Origin of the sequence: Streptosporangium sp. CA-115845 (assembly GCF_050943795.1) — a bacterium.
In the GTDB taxonomy this organism is placed as follows: Bacteria; Actinomycetota; Actinomycetes; order Streptosporangiales; family Streptosporangiaceae; genus Streptosporangium.
This window is the reverse complement of sequence record NZ_CP191988.1, coordinates 2,848,480-2,867,830: the sequence shown is the minus strand read 5'-3', so window position 1 is coordinate 2,867,830 and position 19,351 is coordinate 2,848,480. Positions and strand designations below refer to the sequence as shown.

At 70.3% G+C, this 19,351-nt stretch carries 16 protein-coding genes; 7 read left to right on the top strand and 9 right to left on the bottom strand.

All coding sequences use genetic code 11. The features are described 5' to 3' along the window. Positions 1-11: 11 nt before the first annotated feature. The 3 genes from ACQP0P_RS15230 (at position 12) to ACQP0P_RS15220 (ending at position 6,772) form a co-directional block, all read left to right on the top strand. Positions 12-2,984 (top strand): BTAD domain-containing putative transcriptional regulator, encoded by a 2,973-nt coding sequence (locus tag ACQP0P_RS15230; RefSeq protein WP_433376623.1) that lies wholly within the window; start codon positions 12-14, stop codon positions 2,982-2,984. Positions 2,985-3,114: 130 nt separating this feature from the next. Beyond that, a complete protein-coding gene (locus ACQP0P_RS15225; protein WP_433376620.1) occupies positions 3,115-5,358 on the top strand; it encodes a xanthine dehydrogenase family protein molybdopterin-binding subunit in 2,244 nt (747 codons plus the stop codon). A 37-nt stretch (positions 5,359-5,395) separates the two neighbouring features. After that, positions 5,396-6,772, top strand: coding sequence for an NCS2 family permease (locus ACQP0P_RS15220; protein ID WP_433376617.1), 1,377 nt, complete (start codon positions 5,396-5,398; stop codon positions 6,770-6,772). Positions 6,773-6,799: 27 nt separating this feature from the next. On the opposite strand, the gene ACQP0P_RS15215 is transcribed toward ACQP0P_RS15220, so the two are convergent. Continuing rightward, positions 6,800-7,789 (bottom strand): excalibur calcium-binding domain-containing protein, encoded by a 990-nt coding sequence (locus tag ACQP0P_RS15215; protein ID WP_433376615.1) that lies wholly within the window; start codon positions 7,787-7,789, stop codon positions 6,800-6,802. A gap of 793 nt (positions 7,790-8,582) precedes the next feature. Between ACQP0P_RS15215 and ald the strand changes: the two genes are divergently transcribed. Beyond that, complete coding sequence (ald, locus tag ACQP0P_RS15210; RefSeq protein WP_433376612.1) at positions 8,583-9,701, top strand: alanine dehydrogenase; 1,119 nt, start codon at positions 8,583-8,585, stop codon at positions 9,699-9,701. Positions 9,702-9,713: 12 nt separating this feature from the next. Here ald and ACQP0P_RS15205 read toward each other — a convergent pair whose 3' ends face one another. Then, positions 9,714-10,430 carry a DUF3105 domain-containing protein gene (locus ACQP0P_RS15205; protein ID WP_433376609.1) on the bottom strand — a complete coding sequence of 239 codons (717 nt, stop codon included), beginning with the start codon at positions 10,428-10,430 and terminating at the stop codon, positions 9,714-9,716. A gap of 133 nt (positions 10,431-10,563) precedes the next feature. Here ACQP0P_RS15205 and ACQP0P_RS15200 point away from each other — a divergent pair, with 133 nt between their 5' ends. After that, positions 10,564-11,202, top strand: a complete 639-nt coding sequence (locus tag ACQP0P_RS15200) for a DUF305 domain-containing protein (protein WP_433376606.1) — start codon at positions 10,564-10,566, stop codon at positions 11,200-11,202. A 74-nt stretch (positions 11,203-11,276) separates the two neighbouring features. Beyond that, positions 11,277-11,576: a DUF3467 domain-containing protein gene (locus ACQP0P_RS15195; RefSeq protein WP_030921269.1), complete on the top strand. Its 300-nt coding sequence runs from the start codon at positions 11,277-11,279 to the stop codon at positions 11,574-11,576. Between the two features lie 117 nt (positions 11,577-11,693). On the opposite strand, the gene trpS is transcribed toward ACQP0P_RS15195, so the two are convergent. The 7 genes from trpS to ACQP0P_RS15160 all read right to left on the bottom strand — a co-directional run bounded on the left by trpS (position 11,694) and on the right by ACQP0P_RS15160 (position 18,930). Continuing rightward, positions 11,694-12,659, bottom strand: coding sequence for a tryptophan--tRNA ligase (gene trpS, locus ACQP0P_RS15190; RefSeq protein ID WP_433376603.1), 966 nt, complete (start codon positions 12,657-12,659; stop codon positions 11,694-11,696). A 199-nt stretch (positions 12,660-12,858) separates the two neighbouring features. Then, on the bottom strand, positions 12,859-13,920 hold the full coding sequence (locus ACQP0P_RS15185; RefSeq protein WP_433376600.1) for a threonine aldolase family protein: 1,062 nt from the start codon (positions 13,918-13,920) through the stop codon (positions 12,859-12,861). Between the two features lie 138 nt (positions 13,921-14,058). Then, positions 14,059-14,700, bottom strand: coding sequence for an SDR family NAD(P)-dependent oxidoreductase (locus ACQP0P_RS15180; protein ID WP_433376597.1), 642 nt, complete (start codon positions 14,698-14,700; stop codon positions 14,059-14,061). After that, a complete protein-coding gene (locus ACQP0P_RS15175; protein WP_433376594.1) occupies positions 14,697-16,769 on the bottom strand; it encodes a DUF6421 family protein in 2,073 nt (690 codons plus the stop codon). The genes ACQP0P_RS15180 and ACQP0P_RS15175 overlap by 4 nt, the downstream gene beginning before the upstream one ends. A 196-nt stretch (positions 16,770-16,965) precedes the next feature. Then, positions 16,966-17,892 (bottom strand): hypothetical protein, encoded by a 927-nt coding sequence (locus tag ACQP0P_RS15170; RefSeq protein ID WP_433376591.1) that lies wholly within the window; start codon positions 17,890-17,892, stop codon positions 16,966-16,968. A 253-nt stretch (positions 17,893-18,145) separates the two neighbouring features. Further along, positions 18,146-18,349: a DUF397 domain-containing protein gene (locus tag ACQP0P_RS15165; RefSeq protein WP_433376588.1), complete on the bottom strand. Its 204-nt coding sequence runs from the start codon at positions 18,347-18,349 to the stop codon at positions 18,146-18,148. Continuing rightward, positions 18,334-18,930, bottom strand: a complete 597-nt coding sequence (locus tag ACQP0P_RS15160) for a DUF5753 domain-containing protein (protein WP_433376585.1) — start codon at positions 18,928-18,930, stop codon at positions 18,334-18,336. The genes ACQP0P_RS15165 and ACQP0P_RS15160 overlap by 16 nt, the downstream gene beginning before the upstream one ends. 185 nt (positions 18,931-19,115) lie before the next feature. Between ACQP0P_RS15160 and ACQP0P_RS15155 the strand changes: the two genes are divergently transcribed. Next, complete coding sequence (locus ACQP0P_RS15155; RefSeq protein ID WP_433376582.1) at positions 19,116-19,322, top strand: hypothetical protein; 207 nt, start codon at positions 19,116-19,118, stop codon at positions 19,320-19,322. Positions 19,323-19,351: the final 29 nt, after the last annotated feature.

The following is a 19,351-nucleotide window of genomic DNA, read 5'->3' as shown; positions in this document are numbered from 1 at the left end:
GTGGAGGCCTGGTGGACGAGACGGAAGCCATTACCACCACTGGCGAAGACCTTCCCGCGGAAAGACTCGGCGTCGACGTACTGGGACCGGTGACCGGCCGGAGGGGTTCACTCGAGCTCGACCTGGGAGAGCCCAGGCAGCAGGCCGTCCTCTGCATCCTGGCGATCAACGCGGGACAGCCGGTCACCAGGGACCGGCTGATCGACGGAGTATGGGGAGAGAGGCCGCCGAAGACGGCGGAACAGAGCGTCTACACGTACGTGTCCAGGCTGAGACGGGCACTGGACCCGGACCGGGATCCGCGGAGACCTTCGAGGCCACTGGTCTCCGTCCCTGGCGGATACTCGCTGCGGCTCGCGCCGGAGCAGGTGGACGCCCTGGTCTTCGAGCGCTGCCTTGACCTGGCCAGGAAGTCGCACGCGAAGGACTCGTACGAGACCGCCCTGCACTCCCTGAACAGGGCCTCGGAACTGTGGCGGGGCACCTGCCTGGGTGGGATTCCCGGTCCGTTCGCCGAGTTCGAGCGGCACAGGTTGGACGAACTACGCCTGACCTCGCTGGAGCTGCACGCGGACCTGCTGCTCCTGCTCCGGCGTCCCCAGGAGGCCGCGGCCCGGCTGGCCCCCCTGATCCGCGAGCACCCGCTGCGCGAAAGGCTCCGCGAGCTGCACATGGTCGCGCTTTACCGCTGCGGCCGGCAGGTGGAGGCGCTGAAGGTCTATCAGGAGATCCGGCACCTGCTGGCCGAGGAGTTCGGCATCCAGCCGCACGAGAGTCTCCGCAGGTGCCATGAGCTGATCTTACGCGCCGACCCCCTGCTCGATCTGCCCTCGGCGACGCTCCCCACGCTCCCGGAGCGGGTTCCCCCCGTCCGGGAGCCCCCGCATTCGCGGCACCGCGCCACCGCCCGGGGAAAGGTGGCGCACCAGTTGCCGCGCGACCCCACCGACTTCGTCGGACGCGCGGAGGAGCTCGTGCGGCTGAGAACGCTGCTCTCTCCCTGGGACGGCCGCCCGCCCCGGCACGTCGTCGCGATCACCGGGGCACCCGGATCCGGCAAGTCGACCCTGGCGCTCCGGGCCGCGCACCTGGTCCGCGACCGTTTCCCCGACGGGCAACTGTACGTGAACCTGCGCGGGGCGACGCCGGGCATGAGGCGGCTGGAACCGATCGAGGTGATCAGCAGGTTCCTGCGTGATCTCGGCATGCCCCAGCGTGACATTCCCGCCGACCTCGATGAGGCCGCCGCCCTGTGGCGCGGCGAACTCGACGGCCGCGAGACCCTCGTCGTGCTGGACGACGCCACCGATGAGGCCCAGATCCGCCCGCTGCTGTCGGTGCCGATGGGCAACACGATCCTGACGACCAGCCGGGAGAGCTTCACGCTGCTCGACGACTGTGCCCGTATACCGATCTCCAGGATGCGGCGCGCCGAGTCCTCCACGATGCTCGCGAGACTGATCGGGGAGGAGCGGGTCGCCGAGGACGTTCAGGCGACGGCGCGCCTGATCGACCTCTGCGGGGGCCTGCCACTGGCCGTCGGCATCGCGGGAGCCCGGCTGGCGAACCGGCCGCGCTGGGGCGTCGTCGATCTGGTGAGCCGGCTGGAGGACGAACGGGGGCGGCTGCGAGAGCTGGCGGCGGGCGATCTCGCGGTCCGATCCAGCCTCGCGGTCAGTCACGACATGCTCGCCGGCAGCGACCATCACCTTGACCGGACGGCCGCCCGCGCGCTGCGTGCGCTCGGCGTGCTGCAGACGGCCGACGTGACGGCACATGTCGTCGGCGCCCTGCTGGACGTCCCCGCGGACACCGCGGAGCGCGCGATGGAACGGCTGGTCGACGCGCACCTGCTGGAGGAGGACGAGCCGGGAAGGTACCGGCCGCACGACCTGATCCGGCTGTTCGCCAACGAGCAGGTCGCCCGCGAGGAGACGGAGACGGATCGCGACGCCATGCTGGACCGGGCGCTGAGCTTCTATGTCGGGACCACCCGGCTGGCCGTGAAGCTGGCCCGCTACCCTCGCGCGGAGTCGGCGGACGTCGATCTCGGCGCCGATCCCCTCCCGCTCGGCTCGTACCAGGAGGCCCACGAGTGGCTGAACCGGGAACAGGCCAATCTCCTGTCCGCCGCCTTCCAGGCGATGTCCGCTCCCCGGGAGCGGACCTCGCGTCTGGGCGTCGCCCTGGTCTTCGCGCTCTTCTGGCACCTCCACCACGCCGGCCTCCCCGCTCGTCTCCTCACCATCAGCCGGCGGACCCTCGCGGCCGGGCAGCGGCTGGAGGATCGCCGGCTTGAGGCGGGGGCGCACAGCCTCGTGGGCCTCGCACTGAACATGGTCGGCCGTCTCGAAGAGGCCCTGCGCCACTTCCGGCAGCACCTGATCCTGTGCCGCCGGCTCTCCGAGCGGCACGGTGAGCAGAAGGCGCTGGGCAATCTCGCCATGAACTACCTCGCACTCGGCTGCTACGAGAAGTGCATCGACTGCGCCGAGAAGCAGCGGGAGGTCGCGGACGCGATCGGGTACAGGTCGGGCGAGCACTACGCGCTCACCATGATCGGTTCGGGATACCACGGCCTGCGCCGGTTCGAGCAGGCACTGGCCATGCTGGACGAGGCCCTGTTCAAGTGCCGCAGGGACGGCAACCTGTATCAGGAGACGGCCGTGCACGAAAGGCTCGGCGGCGTTCACCTCGATCTGGGGGACGCCGCGGCGGCCAGGGCCTCCTTCGAGGCCGGCCTCGACTGCGCACGCGCCGCGCAGGTGGTCGTCGCCGAACCGTACCTGCTGCTCGGCCTGGCCCGCTCCCTGCGGCTCCTCGGCGAGACCGAGCAGGCCGTGACCTACCTGGGGCGTTCCGTCGCGTCCGCCAGGGCGACGGGGAACGATGAGGTGGAGAAGGAGGCGTCGACGGAGCGGGCGTCCATCGGGGCCACCCGCGAGAAACCGTCCACCTCCCCGGGCCGGATGATGGCTCGCTGAGGACCACGAGCCCGGCGGGCCGATCACGCGCACCCGGCCGGGCACAACCGTAAGAATCGCTAACGACCGCCTCCCGCGTTTCCCCGTGTCTGCCATGTCCGGCCCCGTGCCCGGCTGATGTACTACCGGAGTGAGCGGCATCAAAACGCGGCAGAGCCTGGGCATCGGCGAGAGCGTCCTGCGTCCCGACGGGACGCTGAAGGTCACCGGCGAGTTCGCCTACTCCTCCGACCTGTATCTGGCGGACATGATCTGGGGGGTCACCCTGCGCAGCCCGCACCCGTCGGCGTGGATCCGCTCGATCGACGTCGGCCCCGCGCTGGCCATGCCCGGCGTGTACGCGGTGCTCACCCACGAGGATGTTCCCGGCGAGAAGTTCTACGGGCTGGACCACAGGGACCAGCCGGTGCTCGCCGTCGACCAGGTCCGCTACCAGGGTGAGCCGGTCGCGCTGATCGCCGCCGACCACCCCGAGCGCGCCAGGAGGGCGGCCGAGGCCGTCATCGTGGAGTACGAGGTCCGCGAGGCCGTCACCGACCCGCGCCGGGCCGCCTTCGACACCTCCTGTCCCGCGGTCCACGAGCGCGGCAACGTGCTGCGCCACCAGCCGATCCGGGTCGGCTCCACGTTCGAGGCCCCGGTGGTGGTCACCGGCGAGTACGAGGTCGGCATGCAGGACCAGGCCTTCCTCGGCCCGGAGTCCGGGCTGGCCGTACCCGCCGAGGACGGCGGGGTGGACCTGTACATCGCCACGCAGTGGCTGCACGCCGACCGGGGCCAGATCGCACCGTGCCTGGGACTGCCAGAGGAGAAGGTGCGGCTCTCGCTGGCCGGGGTGGGCGGCGCGTTCGGCGCCCGTGAGGATCTGTCCATGCAGGTCCACGCGTGCATGCTGGCCCTGCGCACGGGCCGCCCCGTGAAGATCGTCTACAACCGCGAGGAGTCCTTCTACGGCCACGTCCACCGGCATCCGGCCCGGATGCGCTACGAGCACGGCGCCACCCGCGAGGGCAGGCTGCTGTACGTCAGGGCGGAGATCCTGCTGGACGGCGGCGCCTACTGCTCCACCTCCCCGGCCGTGGTCGGCAACGCGGCCTCGCTGGGGGTCGGCCCCTACGAGGTGGACAACGTGTGGATCGACGCCTACGGCGTCTACACCAACAACCCGCCCTGCGGGGCGATGCGCGGTTTCGGCGCGGTGCAGGCCTGCTACGCCTACGAGTCGCAGATGGACAGGCTGGCCGAGGCGTGCGAGATCTCCCCCGTCGAGGTCAGAATCCGCAACGCGGTCTCCCAGGGATCGAGGCTGGCCACCGGGCAGGTGATCGACTCGCCCGCGCCGCTGGCCGAGATGCTCGCCGAACTCGCCGCGATGCCGCTGCCCGCCGCCCCCGCCGTCTCGGACGACGCCTCGGACGACGCGGGCGGGACGGACCTGCTGAACATGCCGGGCGGCATCTCACAGACCACCCACGGCGAGGGCGTGCGGCGCGGGGTCGGCTACGGCGTGGGTATCAAGAACATCTGCTTCTCCGAGGGCTTCGACGACCACTCGACCGCCAGGGTGCGGGTGGAGCTGATCGGCGGGGAGCCGCACGTCCTGGTGCACACGGCGGCGGCCGAGGTGGGACAGGGGCTGCTGATGGTCCAGGAGCAGATCGCCAGGACCGAGCTGGGGATCGACACGGTGACGGTCGCGCGGGCGGACACCTCCGTCGGGTCGGCCGGGTCCTCGTCGGCGTCCCGCCAGTCCTACGTCACCGGCGGCGCGGTCAGGGCGGCCTGCCAGGCCGTGCGGGAGCGGCTGGACAAGCTGCGGGCCGACGGATCGTCGCTGGTGCGGGCTCTGGAGCTGGCCGGGGCCGTGGAGGAGACCAGGGAGTACCGGCACCGGCCCACCTTCCCGCTGGACCCCCTCACCGGGCAGGGCGACTCCCACACCCAGCTCGCGCTGTGCGTGCACCGCGCGGTCGTGGACGTGGACGTGGAGCTCGGCCTGGTCAAGGTGGTGGAACTGGCCGCGGTCCAGGACGTGGGCCGGATCATGAACCCGCTCGCGCTGGAGGGCCAGATCCACGGCGGTTCGGCCCAGGGGCTGGGGTTGGCGCTCATGGAGGAGATCCAGGTCCGGGACGGGGTGGTGCGAAACCCCTCGTTCACCGACTACCTGATCCCCACCATCCTCGACATGCCGCCGATGCGGGTGTCGATCCTGGAGAACCCGGACCCGCACGCCCCCTACGGCCTGCGTGGCGCGGGCGAGCCGCCCACCCTCTCGTCCACCCCCGCGGTGGCCGCCGCCGTACGGGCCGCGACCGGCCTGCCGCTGCCCCGGGTGCCCATTCGCCCCCATGACATCGCCTTGAACGGGTAGGAACCCGCCCATCCCCTCCACGTCCGGAGGGGAGACCATGGATCGCTTCTTCGAGCTTTCGGCCAGGGGGACGACGGTCGGCCGCGAGCTTCGGGGCGGGATAACCACCTTCATGGCGATGGCGTACATCATCCTGCTGAACCCGATCATCCTGGGCGGGGCGACGGACGTCACGGGGGCCAGGCTGTCGATCCAGCAGCTGACCACGTCGACGATCCTCGCGGCGGCGGTGAGCACGCTGCTCATGGGAGTGATCGGCAACGCACCGCTCGGGGTCGCGGCCGGGCTCGGGCTGAACGCGGTGGTCGCCTACCAGGCCGCGCCGCACATGACGTGGGCTCAGGCGATGGGGCTGGTCGTGCTGGAGGGGCTGGTGATCGTGCTGCTGGCCGTGTCCGGGCTGCGGCAGCTCATCATGAACTCCATCCCGCTGGCGCTGAAACACGCGATCAGCGTGGGTATCGGGATGTTCATCGCGCTGATCGGGCTGGTGGACGCGGGTTTCGTCGGCAGGGGTACGGGGTCGCCGGTCCAGCTCGGCACCACCGGGCGCCTGACGGGCTGGCCGGTGGCGCTGTTCTGCCTGGGGCTGCTGGTGATGATCGCCCTTTTCGTGCGCAAGACCCGGGGCGCCATCCTGATCGGCATCGTGATCACCGCCGTGCTCGCCGTCGTGGTCGACACGTTCACCACGGTCCCGCCGGAGCTCTGGGGTGTGGTGATCCCCCGGATGCCGGAAGCGGTGGTCGGGGCGCCCGACTTCGGGCTGGTCGGCCAGGTGGACCTGTTCGGCGGATTCGCCCGCGCCGGTGCGCTGACCGCCACCATCGTGCTGTTCACGCTCGTACTGTCGGGGTTCTTCGACGCGATGGGCACCATCATCGGGGTGAGCGACGAGGCGGGCCTGGTGGACGAGCAGGGCCGGGTGCCCCGGCTGGGGGCGATCCTCAGCGTGGACGGCGTGTCCGCGGTGATCGGGGGGCTCACGAGCTCCTCGTCGAACACGGTGTTCGTGGAGTCGGCGGCCGGGGTCGGCGAGGGGGCCAGGACCGGCCTGGCGTCCGTCGTCACCGGTGCCCTGCTCTCGCTGACCCTGCTCTTCACCCCGGTCGCCACCGTCGTCCCCGCCGCCGCGGCGGCGCCCGCGCTGGTCCTGGTGGGCGCGCTGATGATGACCCAGGTCAGGAAGGTGCCCTGGGAGGACCTGGCCATCGCGATCCCGGCGTTCCTGACGATCGTGCTGATGCCGTTCACCTACAGCATCACCAACGGGGTGGGCGCGGGCGTGATCTCCTACACCGTCATCCAGGCGGCCCTCGGCCGGGCCGGGAGGATCCCGTGGCTGCTCTGGGCGGTCAGCCTGATCTTCGCGATCTACTTCGGCGTCGACGGCATCGGAACGCTGTTCTTCTGAGCCGGCCCGGATCGCACGGGGCCGCTCTCACGACCTGTCATTCAGCTCGCAGGCGATGCCGTTCTTGTTCCCGTCGATGTACCAGTCGTACTCCTCGTGGATCCCCTTGTGGTAGGGGCCGTATCCGTTGTCGTTCGCTTCCTTGCAGGTGGCGTACTTGGGGTCGGGGTTTCCATCGCCCGATGTGGCCGGAGAGGTGTTCCGGGTGGCGGGGTTGGTCCCTGCCCCATCGTTCCCTGTTCCGTTGGTCCCTGTTCCGTTGGTCCCTGTTCCGTTGGTCCCTGTTCCGTTGGTCCCTGGCGGGTTCGTCCCCGCCGGGTCCGGCCCTGCCGGGTTCGTCGCGGTCGTGTCCGGGACGCCGTTGTTCGACGGGTTCACCGGCTGGTCGGGCTGCGGGTCCGTGGCCGGATCGGCCGACGGGGTGAAGACCGACGTGCCGTTCGGCTGGGGGTCGGTGGTCGGCTCCGTGCCGGTCGAGCCGAGCAGCCGGACGACCATCGCGTCCGCCTGCTCCTTGGTGAAGGAGCCGGCGATGCTCAGGCTGTCGGCGGTGATCGCCTGGGCGACCCGGGGGGCCGCCACCACCTTCTCCCCCACCACGATCGCGATCTGCTGCCTGACCGGGTCGTCCTCCTTGACCACCTCCTCGGTCAGGTCGGTGATCTGCTCGCGGAAGGTGGGCGCGAACGCGATCCTGACCGAGTAGGTGCCGTTCTTCTCCCTGATCGCCTCGATCTTCCGCACGGCGTTCACGGTGACCCCGGCGGCGACCGAGTAGCAGTTCTGCCCGAGGTCGTCGGGGTAGGTCTCCGGAAGCGTGCAGGCTCCGGCCTTCGCCTCGGTCACCGGGGCGAAGTGGATGGGAATCGCCAGCCGGCTGGGCGGCTTGGCGCCGAGCGGCATGTCGGGGTTGCGGGTCATGAGCACCGCGATGGTGCCGAGCACGCCGGTGATCAGCACGACGACGACCAGGGTGGTCAACAGGATCGCGGTCGTGATCCGGCTCGCCTGGGGCACCCCCGGCGCCCCGTTCGGCGGACCTCCGGCCCGCCTGCCACCGGCCTCCGGACCGCCCGCCCCCGGGCCACCCAGCCCCTGACCGCCCGGACCTTGACCACTCGGCCCCGGCACGCCCTGCCCCTGACCACCCTGACCTTGACCACTCGGCCCCGGCACGCCCTGCCCCTGACCACCCTGACCTGGGCCATCCGGTCCGTGATCGCCGAAACCCGGGCCGGCGAACCTCGTGTCATCGGGGTCCGGACCACCGGGACCCGGACCTTCGGAGCCGGGATCGCCGGGCCTCGGACCAGCGGGGCCGGAACCACCGGAATCAGGGCCACCGGAATCAGGGCCACCGGGACCCGGTTCGCCGGGGGGCTCAACGCCCGGTGCCCAGGGGCCACGGGCGTGGCGTCCGGTTGGGGCGCCGGGACGCTCGGGCGGCGTGAAGGCGTCACGGCGCGCCGGCGGTGTGAAGGCGTCGTAGGAGGATGAGGGTCCCCATGACGCGCCGGCGGGCTCGTCAGACCCTGCTGGAGGTCCCTGCGGTACGGGCGGCCCACCCTGCCCCGCGTGCATCCCCATCGTCATATCCCCGTATTCCTCGCAGCTGTTCGCGGCGAGCCTATCGATCAGCGCGGGAAGCCGGTAACCCCGCAAGTCAGGATGGACGCCGACAGGCCGGGCATCGACGAACCGCTGACGGCATGCCGCCGACGCCGCCCCTTTCCTGTCACCTTGCGCGTGATTACTCCCCTTCGGGGAACGCAACGTGAAGAAGAGGACACGTGCCCACCCTGGAGGAGCCGTGAAGATCTCTGTTCCCCGCGAGGTCAAGACTCGCGAGTACCGTGTGGCCCTGACTCCCTCTGGAGCCCATGAGCTCATCCGGCACGGCCACCAGGTCTTCGTCGAGAAGGGCGCCGGGGTGGGGTCCGCCATTCCCGACGCCGACTTCCAACGCGTGGGCGCGATCATTCTGGACTCCGTGGACGACGTGTGGGCCGAGGGCGACCTGGTCCTGAAGGTCAAGGAGCCCATCGCCGAGGAGTACCACCGGATGCGCAAGGGCCAGGTGCTCTTCACCTACCTGCACCTGGCCGCGTCGCCGGCCTGCACCCGGGCCATGCTCGAATCGGGGATCACCGGCATCGCCTACGAGACGGTGCAGAACGCGGACGGCTTCCTGCCTCTGCTGGCCCCCATGTCGGAGGTGGCCGGACGGCTCGCCCCGCAGGTGGGCGCCTATCACCTGATGCGCCAGGGCGGCGGGCGAGGCGTGCTGATGGGCGGGGTGTCCGGCGTGCACGCGGCCGGCGTGGTCGTGATCGGTGCCGGGGTCTCCGGTATGAACGCCGCGGTCATCGCGCTGGGCATGCAGGCGGAGGTGCTGCTGCTGGACCGTGACATCGACAGGCTCCGCCAGGCGGACATGATCTACAGGGGCCACTGCAGGACCGTCGCCTCCACCGCTTACGAGATCGAACGGGCGGTGCTGAACGCGGACCTGGTCATCGGCGCGGTGCTGGTCGCGGGCGCGAGAACCCCCACGCTGGTCGACAACGACCTGGTCTCGCGGATGAGGCCCGGTTCGGTCCTGGTGGACATCTCCATCGACCAGGGCGGCTGCTTCGAGGACTCCCGGCCCACCACCCACGACGATCCGACGTACCGGGTGCACGACTCGCTGTTCTACTGCGTGGCCAACATGCCGGGCGCGGTCCCGCACACCTCGACGTACGCGCTGACCAACGTGACGGTCCCCTACGCCCTCGCGATCGCCGACCTGGGCTGGCGGGAGGCCCTCCTGGGCGACCCCGCGCTGGCACGGGGCCTGAACACGCACGAGGGGCACCTGACCAACCGGCCCGTGGCCGAGGCTCACGGGCTGGAGGCGGTGCCCCTGGAGTGGGCGTTGCGGGCCTAGATCAGGACCTGGTCAGGGCGCCGGGGTGGCGCTGGGAACCGGGGCGTCCGTGGCCGGAGCGTCACTGGCCGGGGCGCTCTGGCTGGGATCCGCGGACGGCGCGGTCGCCGGGACGGGCGCCTCGGCGGTGGTGCTGCCCACGCCGCCGCTGCAGGAGGCGCCGAGCTCGGGGGTCTCCGGGCCGTTCTTGTACTTGATGATGAACTTGGGCAGACGCGGGTCCTCCGCGCTGTCCAGCTTGAGCTGCTTGTTCCAGGAACTGGCCACGACCTTGGAGGGCAGCTCCGGGTACGGGCTCAGCAGCATGTAGTCCTTGGACGCCAGCTCCTTCAGCGTGTCCAGCTCGGCCTTGGGCAGGTCGGGCCGGTAAGTGATCCACACGGCGCCGTGCTCCATGGAGTGGACGGCGGTCTCGTTGTTGATCGGCTGGTCGTAGATACCGCAGTTCTGCCAGGCCGGGTTGTGCTCACCGCCGAGCGGAGGGCTCTCCTTGTACGTCACCTTGGTCTGGGTGTGCTGGCTGCCGGTGTACTTCGCACTGGTGACGTTGTCCAGCGAGGTCGCGGCCCGCTCGTTGACCATGTAGAAGGCGACGAGCCCGACGAGCAGAACGATGACGAGGCCTCCGGCACCCCACATCAGGAAGGCCGTCCTGCGCTCCTTGCGCTGCTGATCCGCACGCATCCGGGCAAGGTGCTCTCGCCTTGCCTGCGCCTTTTCCTTGGTCATCAACCCTCCAGCCAGCAAACAACTTCGGTCACCCTATGCCCTACCGGCGTATGCGGAGAATAAAGGGCTCATAACACGTGATAGAGCGACGATTCGCGGCAGTGGGTACGCTGGGCAGGCAATGGAAACTCCAGTGAAAAACAGTGCAAAGTCCAGGCGCGGCGTCCTGTTCGGCGCCCTGCTCGGTGTCCTGGCCGTGGCGGTCACGCTGCTCTTCGTCGTGGGCAGGACGGCCTCCCCGACCGACGCCTCGGCAGAGGCGGGATTCGCCCGCGACATGTCCGTCCACCATGCTCAGGCCGTCGAGATGTCCTTCGTCGCCAGGGACGGGAGCGAGGACGAGGCGCTCCGGCGGCTGGCCTACGACATCATCGTCACCCAGACGGCCCAGCGCGGCATCTTCACGGGCTGGCTGCAGCAGTGGGGGTTGAACCAGTCGACGGAGCGGCCGATCATGGCGTGGATGGCCGGTCACGGCGGCCACTCTGTAACGCCGGGAACCTCCGCCGCGATGCCCGGTATGGCCACCGACGACGAGCTCAAAAGGCTCGGTGGGGCCACAGGCAAGGACCAGGAGATCCTCTTCCTGCAGCTCATGATCCGCCATCACGAGGGCGGCGTGCAGATGGGCCGAGGGCTGCTGAAACTGTCCGACCGCGACGAGGTTGCCACCATGGCGCAGCACATCGTCGACGGCCAGGCAGGCGAGATCGAGTTGATGACCGACATGTTGCGGCAGCGCGGCGCCCAGCGGCTGCCTTCCATCCTTTAATAGTGTCGGCGCGTCCCTGTGTGGCCGGTCTCCGGCCAGGGCAGCATGGAGTCAACCTGGCCGGAGGAAAGAGAATGGTGAACGACGAGCCGGAGAACCGCCTGGAGGTGAGCATCTCCGCCGAGGTAGAAATGGGGCAGTACGCCAATTTCGCCTCCGTGTGGCACACCCAGGATGGGTTCGTCCTGGACTTCGCGGTGATCACCAGGCCGCCCCAACTGGCCAACGACCCCTCCTCGGGGCATCACTTCGTGAGCGTGCCGACCCGGATCGTCAGCCGGATCCGTATCCCCCCGAGCCAGGTCTTCGAGCTGATGAAGGCCCTCGAACAGCAGCTGACCGCGTACGAGCACGAGACGGGCCAGAAGAACTGAGCCCGGCCCGCCGGGGTGGCGGATCCGGTCCACCGTGCCCCGCGCCCGGCGAGTCCCACCCGCCGAGACCTGGGACGCGGCCGAACCCGGCAGGCGAGACCCGGTTTCAGGCCGCCTTCATGGCAGGCCGATGGCCTGCCGGGCCTCGGCCAGCAGGCCGGCGGTGCGCCGGATGGCCAACTCCGCCCCGCCCGACAGGAGCCGCGACAGCTCGGCCTGGTCCGCCGAAAGCTCGGTGTAGCGCTCCTGGACAGGCCGCAGCCTCTCCACCACCGCCTCGGCCACATCCCGCTTGAGCGCGCCGTACGACCCGTACGACAACGACTCGATCGGCCGGTCCGAGCAGGCGGCGAGCAAGGCGAGCAGGTTGGAGACGCCGGGCTTGCCCACCGGATCGTGGCGGACCTCGGTGCCGGAGTCGGTCACCGCACGCATGACCTTGCGCCGGATGTCGCCGGGCTGATCGAGCAGATAGACGGTCCCCGCGGCCGAGCCATCCGATTTGCCCATTTTCGAGGTGGGATCGCTCAGGTCCATGACCCTGGCGGCGACCCGCTGGTGCACCGCCTCGGGCACCGTGAAGACCTCGCCGTACAGGCGGTTGAACCGCAGGGCCAGGTCCCTGGTCAGCTCCACGTGCTGGCGCTGGTCCTCCCCCACCGGCACGACGTCCACCCGGTGCAGCAGGATGTCGGCGGCCATCAGCGCGGGGTAGGTGAGCAACGAGAGCCGGACCTCCTCCTGCCCGGCCGACTTCTCCCTGAACTGGATCATCCGCCGCATCTCGCCGAAGTGGGCGGTGCTCTCCAGCAGGTAGGCCAGTTCGGTGTGCGCGGGCACCTGGGACTGGATGTAGACGAGAGAGCGGTCAAGACCGCAGGCGAGCAGCAGGGTCGCCGCCTCGCGGGTGCGGGCGCGGAGCCGCTCCGGGTCGTGCTTGATCGTCAGAGCGTGCAGGTCCGCGACGGCGTAGACGCAGTCGGCCTCGTCCTGGAGCCGTACCGCGGGCATGATCGCGCCCAGCAGGTTGCCCAGCGTGAGGTGGCCGGTCGGTTTGAAAGCGGTGAAGACGCGCTTTGTCATGGTCACTCCTCGTGGAAGGGGGACCGTCGCGCACCGGCCGTACGGGAAAACAAGAACGACCGCCGGTGAACGGCGGCCGTTTCTTTGCGCAGTCGGGACTGGCTAGCGGATCCGCCTCTCAGCGGCCCGCCACAGACCCAGACTGTGCTTGCTCATACCCGCGAGTATAAGCGCTCCCCTTGTTCCTTGCCCACCGTGGTCAGGCGGTGCCCATCTCCTGTGCCACCGCGGCGGCGAACGCGTCCACGTCGGCCTCGGTGGTGTCGAACGCGGTCATCCAGCGGACCTCGCCGGTGGCCTCGTTCCAGGTGTAGAACCGGAATCGCTTCTGCAGGCGCTCGGTCACGTCCCTGGGCAGGATCGCGAAGACCGCGTTGGCCTGCACCGGACGCGGGATCTCCACGCCGGGCACGTCCCGCACCGCCTCGGCGAGCCGCCGGGCCATGGCGTTGGCGTTGCGGGCGTTGCGCAGCCACAGATCGCCCGCGAGCAGCGCCTCGAACTGCACCGAGACGAACCGCATCTTGGAGGTGAGCTGCATGGCGCTCTTGCGCAGGTAGCGCAGGCCGCGGACGGCGTCGGGGTTGAGCACCACGACCGCCTCGCCGAACATCAGGCCGGCCTTGGTACCTCCAAAAGAGAGCACGTCCACACCCGCGTCGGTGGTGAACGCGCGCAGCGGCACGTCCAGCGCGGCGGCGGCGTTGGTGGCGCGGGCGCCGTCGAGGTGGACGACCATGCCGAGATCATGGGCGTGGTCGCAGATCGCCCTGATCTCCTCCGGCGTGTAGAGCGTGCCCAGCTCGGTGGTCTGCGTGATCGACACGACCCTGGGCTGGGCCCGGTGCTCGTCGCCGAAGCCCCACGCCTGCCTGTCGATCAGCTCGGGCGTGAGCTTGCCGTCGGGGGTGGCGACCGGCAGCAGCTTGAGCCCCGCCGACCGCTCGGGGGCGCCGCCCTCGTCGGTGTGGATGTGCGCCGACTCCGCGCAGACCACCGCCTCCCAGTGGGCGGTCATCGAGCGGAGCGCGACCACGTTGGCACCGGTGCCGTTGAACATCGGCCAGGCCTCGGCCGCGGGGCCGAAGTGCCTCTTGAAGATCTCCTGCAGCGCCTCGGTGTAGACGTCGTCGCCGTACGCGGTCTGGTGTCCCCCGTTGGCGAGCGCGATCGCCTGGAGGATCTCCGGGTGTACCCCGGCGTAGTTGTCGCTGGCGAAACCCTTCACCAGCGGGTCGTGCCTGCGAATGGCGTCCGTCACGTGCTCTTTCCCCCTCGTTCGACGCCCGGCCGCTTCGTGGCCGGGCGTCGCCTTGCTTCTTCGTGGCCGCGGTACCGGTACGGGCGCGGCACCGGCCGTGGCCGCCGTACGGGTCCCGGCAGCCGGTTCACGGCCGCCTCAGCCTGTGGTGAGGTCGATCCGGGTGCCGTTGGCGTCGGTCTCCCAGAGCCTGTCGATCGCCTCGGCGAGGTCGTCGACGTCGGTGAAGCCGGGGAACCTCCGCTCCGGGGCGGCCGCGCGCATGCCGTCGTGCACAAGCGCCTTGACCACCAGGATGTTCGCGGTGGAGGCGGTGTCCTTCAGCGCGTCGGCGAAGGCCAGGGTCCATGCCTCGGCGGCGGCCTTGGCCGTGCCGTACACCGCGTCGCCCTGACCCGGGTGCTCGGCCGTCTTGGCCGAGACGATGGCGAACCGGCCGCGCTCACTGGCCTTGAGCAGCGGTTCGAAGGCCAGCGTGACGTGCTGCAGGGTGCGGATCAGCAGGTCGTGCAGGAGCGCCCAGTCATCCAGCGACGTCTCGGCGAAGGTCTTGGACCCGCGCCAGCCGCCGACCAGGTGAACGATCCCGTCCAGGTGGCCGTGCTCGGCCGCCACCTCCCGCGCCAGCCCCTTGACCGCGTCGAAATCGAGCAGGTCGACCGCCAGGGTTCCGTCGGCACCGCTCCTGTCGACACCGATCACCGTGTGGCCCTGGCCGGTGAACCTGCGGACGACGGCCTGACCGGCGGGGCCGGCCGCGCCGGCGACAAGGATGATCATGCTCGGATGCCCTTCGTGGAGTCGATGACATCGGTGAGCTTACGGCGCAGGGCCTCGTAGAACATGCTCAGCGGGAACTCGTCGGGCAAAACCGCGTCGACCACGGCCTTGGGGAACCCCTCAACGGGGAGGGCCTCCACCCCCCGGGCCCAGACCGAGGCGGGGTGCGGCTCGACGTAGGTGGCGACCAGCTGGTGGGCGGCCAGCCAGTGGGCCAGCTTGGAGCGGTCGATGCCGTCCCGGTAGAGCTTCTCCACCTCGCCCCGCAGATCGGCCACGCCTCCGGCGAGCCGGTCCCAGTCGACGCTCAGCCGGTTGTCGGTCCACCTGACGATGTCGTTGCGGTGCAGGTACGCGAAGAGCAGCTGCCCGCCCAGGCCGTCGTAGTTGCGGACCCGGTCACCGGTGATCGGGAAGCGGAACAGCCGGTCGAAGAGCACCCCGAGCTGGACGTAGCGGGCGTGCGGCACGCCCTCCTGCTCCAGCTTCACCGCCTCGCCGAACGCGGTCAGGTCGCAGCGGAGCTCCTCCAGGGAGTACAGCCAGTACGGCATCCGCTGCTTGATCATGAACGGGTCGAACGGCAGGTCGCCGTGGCTGTGCGTGCGGTCGTGGATCAGGTCCCAGAGCACGAAGGTGTCCTGGGCCAGCTCCTGCGAGGCGATCAGCCTGGCCGCGTCCGGCGGCAGCGCCAGTTTGAGCGTGTCCGCCGCCGCCCCGCTCACCGCGCGGAATCTGGCGGCCTCACGGTCGGCGAAGATGCCGCCCCAGGTGAAGCACGCCGGGGTCGCTCGGACCGCGACGGTCTCCGGGAAGAGCACCGCGGAGTTGGTGTCGTAGCCGGAGGTGAAGTCCTCGAAGGCGATCGGCACGAACATCGGGTTGTCGTAGCGGGTCCGCTCCAGCTCGGCCAGCCACTCCGGCCAGATCGTCCGGATCCACACGGCCTCGATGAGCCGGGAGGTGCTGCCGTTCTGGGTGTACATCGGGAAGAGCACGAGGTGCTCCAGACCGTCCACCCGCTGGGCGTCGGGGTGGAAGGCGTCCAGCGAGTCGAGGAAGTCCGGCACGCCCAGGCCCTGGTCCACCCACTTGCGCAGGTCGGCGACCACGGCGGCCAGGTAGCCGGCGTCGTGCGGAAAACGCGGCGCGAGCCGCTCGACGTGCCCGGCGATCTCGGCGACCAGCTCGGCGGCCCTGGCGTGGTCCCCTTCGACCGAGCCGTCCTTGGCCTGCATCGGCCGCAGCTCCTCGATCGCCCGCTTCAGGTCCTCGAAGGCGGCGCGAGCCTCGGACTCCCTCGTCGCGGCCGGGGCGGGGACCCGGGCGACCCAGGTGACCAGGTTGCCCCAGAGCGCGGCGTGGTCGTGGTCGCCGATCGAGTCGTCACCGAACAGGTCGGAGTCGGCGACGACCACCACGCGGCCCTCGCCGTGCCGTACGGCCACCGCCAGCGGGCGGCCCGCGGGGGTCGCGGTGGGCGAGGTCTCGAACAGCACCGCCGCGTCCTCGGGGGCGGTGAGCACCCCGGCCCGGTAGAAGCAGGCGCTCCGCACCCCGGCCAGCAGGTCCTGGCCCGCGACGTCGATCTTTCGCGGGGCACCCATGACCCAGGCGGCCACGCCGTTGTGGGCGCTCTGCGGATCGTGGACGAGGGTGTGCTCGACCCCGACGCCGAAGCGCGCGAGCAGCTCGACGAGGTTGCTGCCGTACTTCTCCTGCTCGTACTCGGCCAGCACGACCAGCCCGCCGCCGCCCGCGACGTACTCCTCGATCGCGTCCAGCTCCTCGACCGGCAGAACCGGGCTGCCCAGCCCGGTGGTCCGCTCCCAGCGCCCGTCGGCGGGGTGCGCGATCACCAGCACGTCCCGCGCGCTCAGCAGGGCCGGGGTGAGCGGCCCGGTGGTGTGCGCGTCCACGGTGTGCCCCAGCCGGCGCAGCAGCTGCGCGGCGCGCGCGTAGCTGCTGTCGTCGGGATGGCCGGGATTCATCGTCTCGGCCACGTCCCGCCGGATGGTCCACGACTCGCTGTGAGCCTCATCGAACAGTACCCGCGGAAGAGCCGCCACGATAAATCCTCCTTCAAGTAAGAGCTAGCAACGGAAAATATACACAATCCATCCCATTTTTGACACATCCCTTACGGGGCGGACAGCTTGGAAGATCGAAATCTCGGGGAGCGGGACCCTCGGGCCGTTCCGAGCGGGCCGGCGAGTGATCCCCGCCGAACCGACGAGGCCGGGCCGGTCCCGGCTCGGGACGGTGTCAGGTCGGTGCCACCGCCCATTGCGGTGGGGTGCGCGCGGGCCGGTAGTCCTCGTCGAGGCGGACCTCACGACCGTGGACGACCGTCCAGCACTCCAGCTCGTGCAGCCAGAGCCGGTGCAGGTGCGCGTGGGCCACCACCTCCTCCGTGAACACGTACGCGACTCCGGCGATCGGCGGGTCACCGGAGTCTTCGAGTACGGCCAGGCGGGCGTCGCGCATCTCGGCGTCGTGCACGGCGCGGCCGTGCACGACGATCCGCAGGGTCCGCGTGTCGGCGTCGTACCGGCCGGGCGACCCGCTCCGGCGTCTCGGCCACAGCCGGTCCCGCGCTCCACCGGGCAGGGGCGATATGTAGCCGACCCCCGCCGTGAGGAGTTCGTGTCCCGGCCAGGCCTGCCGCCGCGCGGTCTCGGAGTCGGCGGCCAGATCGTGGAACTGCACCAGCGTGATGTCCCCACGGGTGAGGAGCCGCCACGGGCCGTGCTCCAGCCACCGCCGCGACAACAGGCGGTCGTGGCCCGCTCCGCTGAACGCGCACGCCCACCCGTGGCTGTAGTGGAGATCGGCGAAGCCCCCGTTGCCGGTCCAGTGATGGATGCCTCCGGTGGAGGCGACGGTGAAGGGCAGCTCCTCCAGAACCTCCAGCAGCGACTCGGCGGTCCAGTCTCCGTCGCGGCCCGCCTTCACGATGGCGTTACCTATGTTGAACGCGAAGGGCTCCCCGTCACCGTTCCACCCGACGGCGCTCTCCGCCCCTCTCTCCTGGCGGGCGGCGAAGCGCTCCAGCCAGTCCGCACCGGGCACCTCGTCCGCGAAGCCCACGGAGAACTTCGAGTCGGGCGGCCAACCTGGCCCGAACGCGCCCACGGCGGCCCGTGCCAGCGCGGACAGATCCGGCCCGTCGAGCCCCAGCAACAACCTCATGTCCACCCGTCCCGCTCCCGCAAGGCTCGATCACTCTTACGGGACGGACGCTAGGAATCCGCCCTTGCGAGCCACTGGGAGCCGGGTTGGGGCCGGCGACAGAACCACCCGACCGGGCGGAGAACGGCAGGCATGACTGAGAAACACGCGGTGACAGGCTCCAGCCCGAGGCGCCGACGCGATCGCTCACCCGGGCGCGGCGGATCCGGCGGATCCGGCGGATCCGGCCTCCGGCAACGCGGAAGGGGCCTTGCTAGACGGTGTCGTCGGTGCGGACCCAGCGGGTGAACGCCGACCACTCGGCCGGCGTGAACACCGACGCCGGACCAGACCGGTCCTTACTGTCCCGAACACCGACCCGGCCACCGGACAACTGCGCGACCTCCACGCAGTTACCGCCGTTGCCACCGGAGAACGACGACTTCACCCACACGGCCTCGCTCAGTTCCTGGTCCATCGAGCCCTCATCTCCCTGATCAGCTCCAGCGACGCACGCTGCGGAAGTGCCTCGGCGCGAATCGCCTCGTACTTGATGATGATGTCCGCCACGTCAACGGGGCGATCGGTGACCTGGCCCTGGCCGGCCGACTCCATGTAGACAGTATTGGCGAGCCCTCGGACCTGTGCAATGACGAAACCGCCCAGCAGCCCGACGGTGCTGCCCGCGTCGGAGGGCACGATCTGGATGGTGACGTGCGGCAGGCGCGCGACATCGAGAAGATGGTCCAGTTGGGCCGCCATGATCGCCTCGTCGCCGATGCGGCGGCCGAGCACGCCCTCGTCGAGGACGACCCAGAACATGGGCGGATCCTCCCGCTCCAGGATGCGCTGCCGCTCCAGCCGGGCGGCCACGTCCAGCTCCGCCTTCTCCACCGTGGCCCGGGGCTCCCCGATGAAGAGCACCCGTGCGTAGTCAGCCGTCTGAAGCAGACCCGGGACGATGAGCGGTTCCCAGGTCCGTAGCGTCTCGGCGGCCTGTTCTATCTCGGCCCAGGGGCGGAACCAGGCCGGTAGCCGGGCTGCGACGTTGTCGATCATCTCCTTGATCCGGATGAGCGCCCCTCCGGCGCCGAGGGCCTCGTCGCACCGCCTGACGAAGTCCTCGGTCGGTGGGCGGCGGCCGGTCTCGACATCGTCGACGAGATCTCCCGGCAGCGCTGGGGAGTCCGCGACCAGGGAGACCTCGGCCGTACCGTGTGGTGCGCGATCGACCAGGTGCCCACATGCGAGTGATCGTCACCATCACCCGCGAAGGGGTCAGGATCAGCGCACCGGGACAGCCGGGCATCCTGCTCGGCTTCGACGCCTGGGACGCGTTCCTGCACCGGGCCAGGAAAGGCTGGTTCGACCAGGAGACGGATGACAGGAGAACACCCGGCGACCGGATCGGCTGCGCATCCCATCGCGCTTTTTCACAAGAGGGCGGCTGACCCGGCCCGCGACCGAGCAGTGGTCACCG

Excerpts from the sequence above, each read along its gene's own strand:
- ACQP0P_RS15220 (WP_433376617.1), top strand. The coding sequence starts at position 5,396 with ATGGATCGCTTCTTCGAGCTTTCGGCCAGGGGGACGACGGTCGGCCGC.
- ACQP0P_RS15155 (WP_433376582.1), top strand. The coding sequence starts at position 19,116 with ATGCGAGTGATCGTCACCATCACCCGCGAAGGGGTCAGGATCAGCGCA.
- ACQP0P_RS15165 (WP_433376588.1), bottom strand. The coding sequence starts at position 18,349 with ATGGACCAGGAACTGAGCGAGGCCGTGTGGGTGAAGTCGTCGTTCTCC.
- ACQP0P_RS15205 (WP_433376609.1), bottom strand. The coding sequence starts at position 10,430 with ATGACCAAGGAAAAGGCGCAGGCAAGGCGAGAGCACCTTGCCCGGATG.
- trpS (WP_433376603.1), bottom strand. The coding sequence starts at position 12,659 with ATGACAAAGCGCGTCTTCACCGCTTTCAAACCGACCGGCCACCTCACG.
- ACQP0P_RS15170 (WP_433376591.1), bottom strand. The coding sequence starts at position 17,892 with ATGAGGTTGTTGCTGGGGCTCGACGGGCCGGATCTGTCCGCGCTGGCA.
- ACQP0P_RS15180 (WP_433376597.1), bottom strand. The coding sequence starts at position 14,700 with ATGATCATCCTTGTCGCCGGCGCGGCCGGCCCCGCCGGTCAGGCCGTC.
- ACQP0P_RS15195 (WP_030921269.1), top strand. The coding sequence starts at position 11,277 with ATGGTGAACGACGAGCCGGAGAACCGCCTGGAGGTGAGCATCTCCGCC.
- ACQP0P_RS15160 (WP_433376585.1), bottom strand. The coding sequence starts at position 18,930 with ATGATCGACAACGTCGCAGCCCGGCTACCGGCCTGGTTCCGCCCCTGG.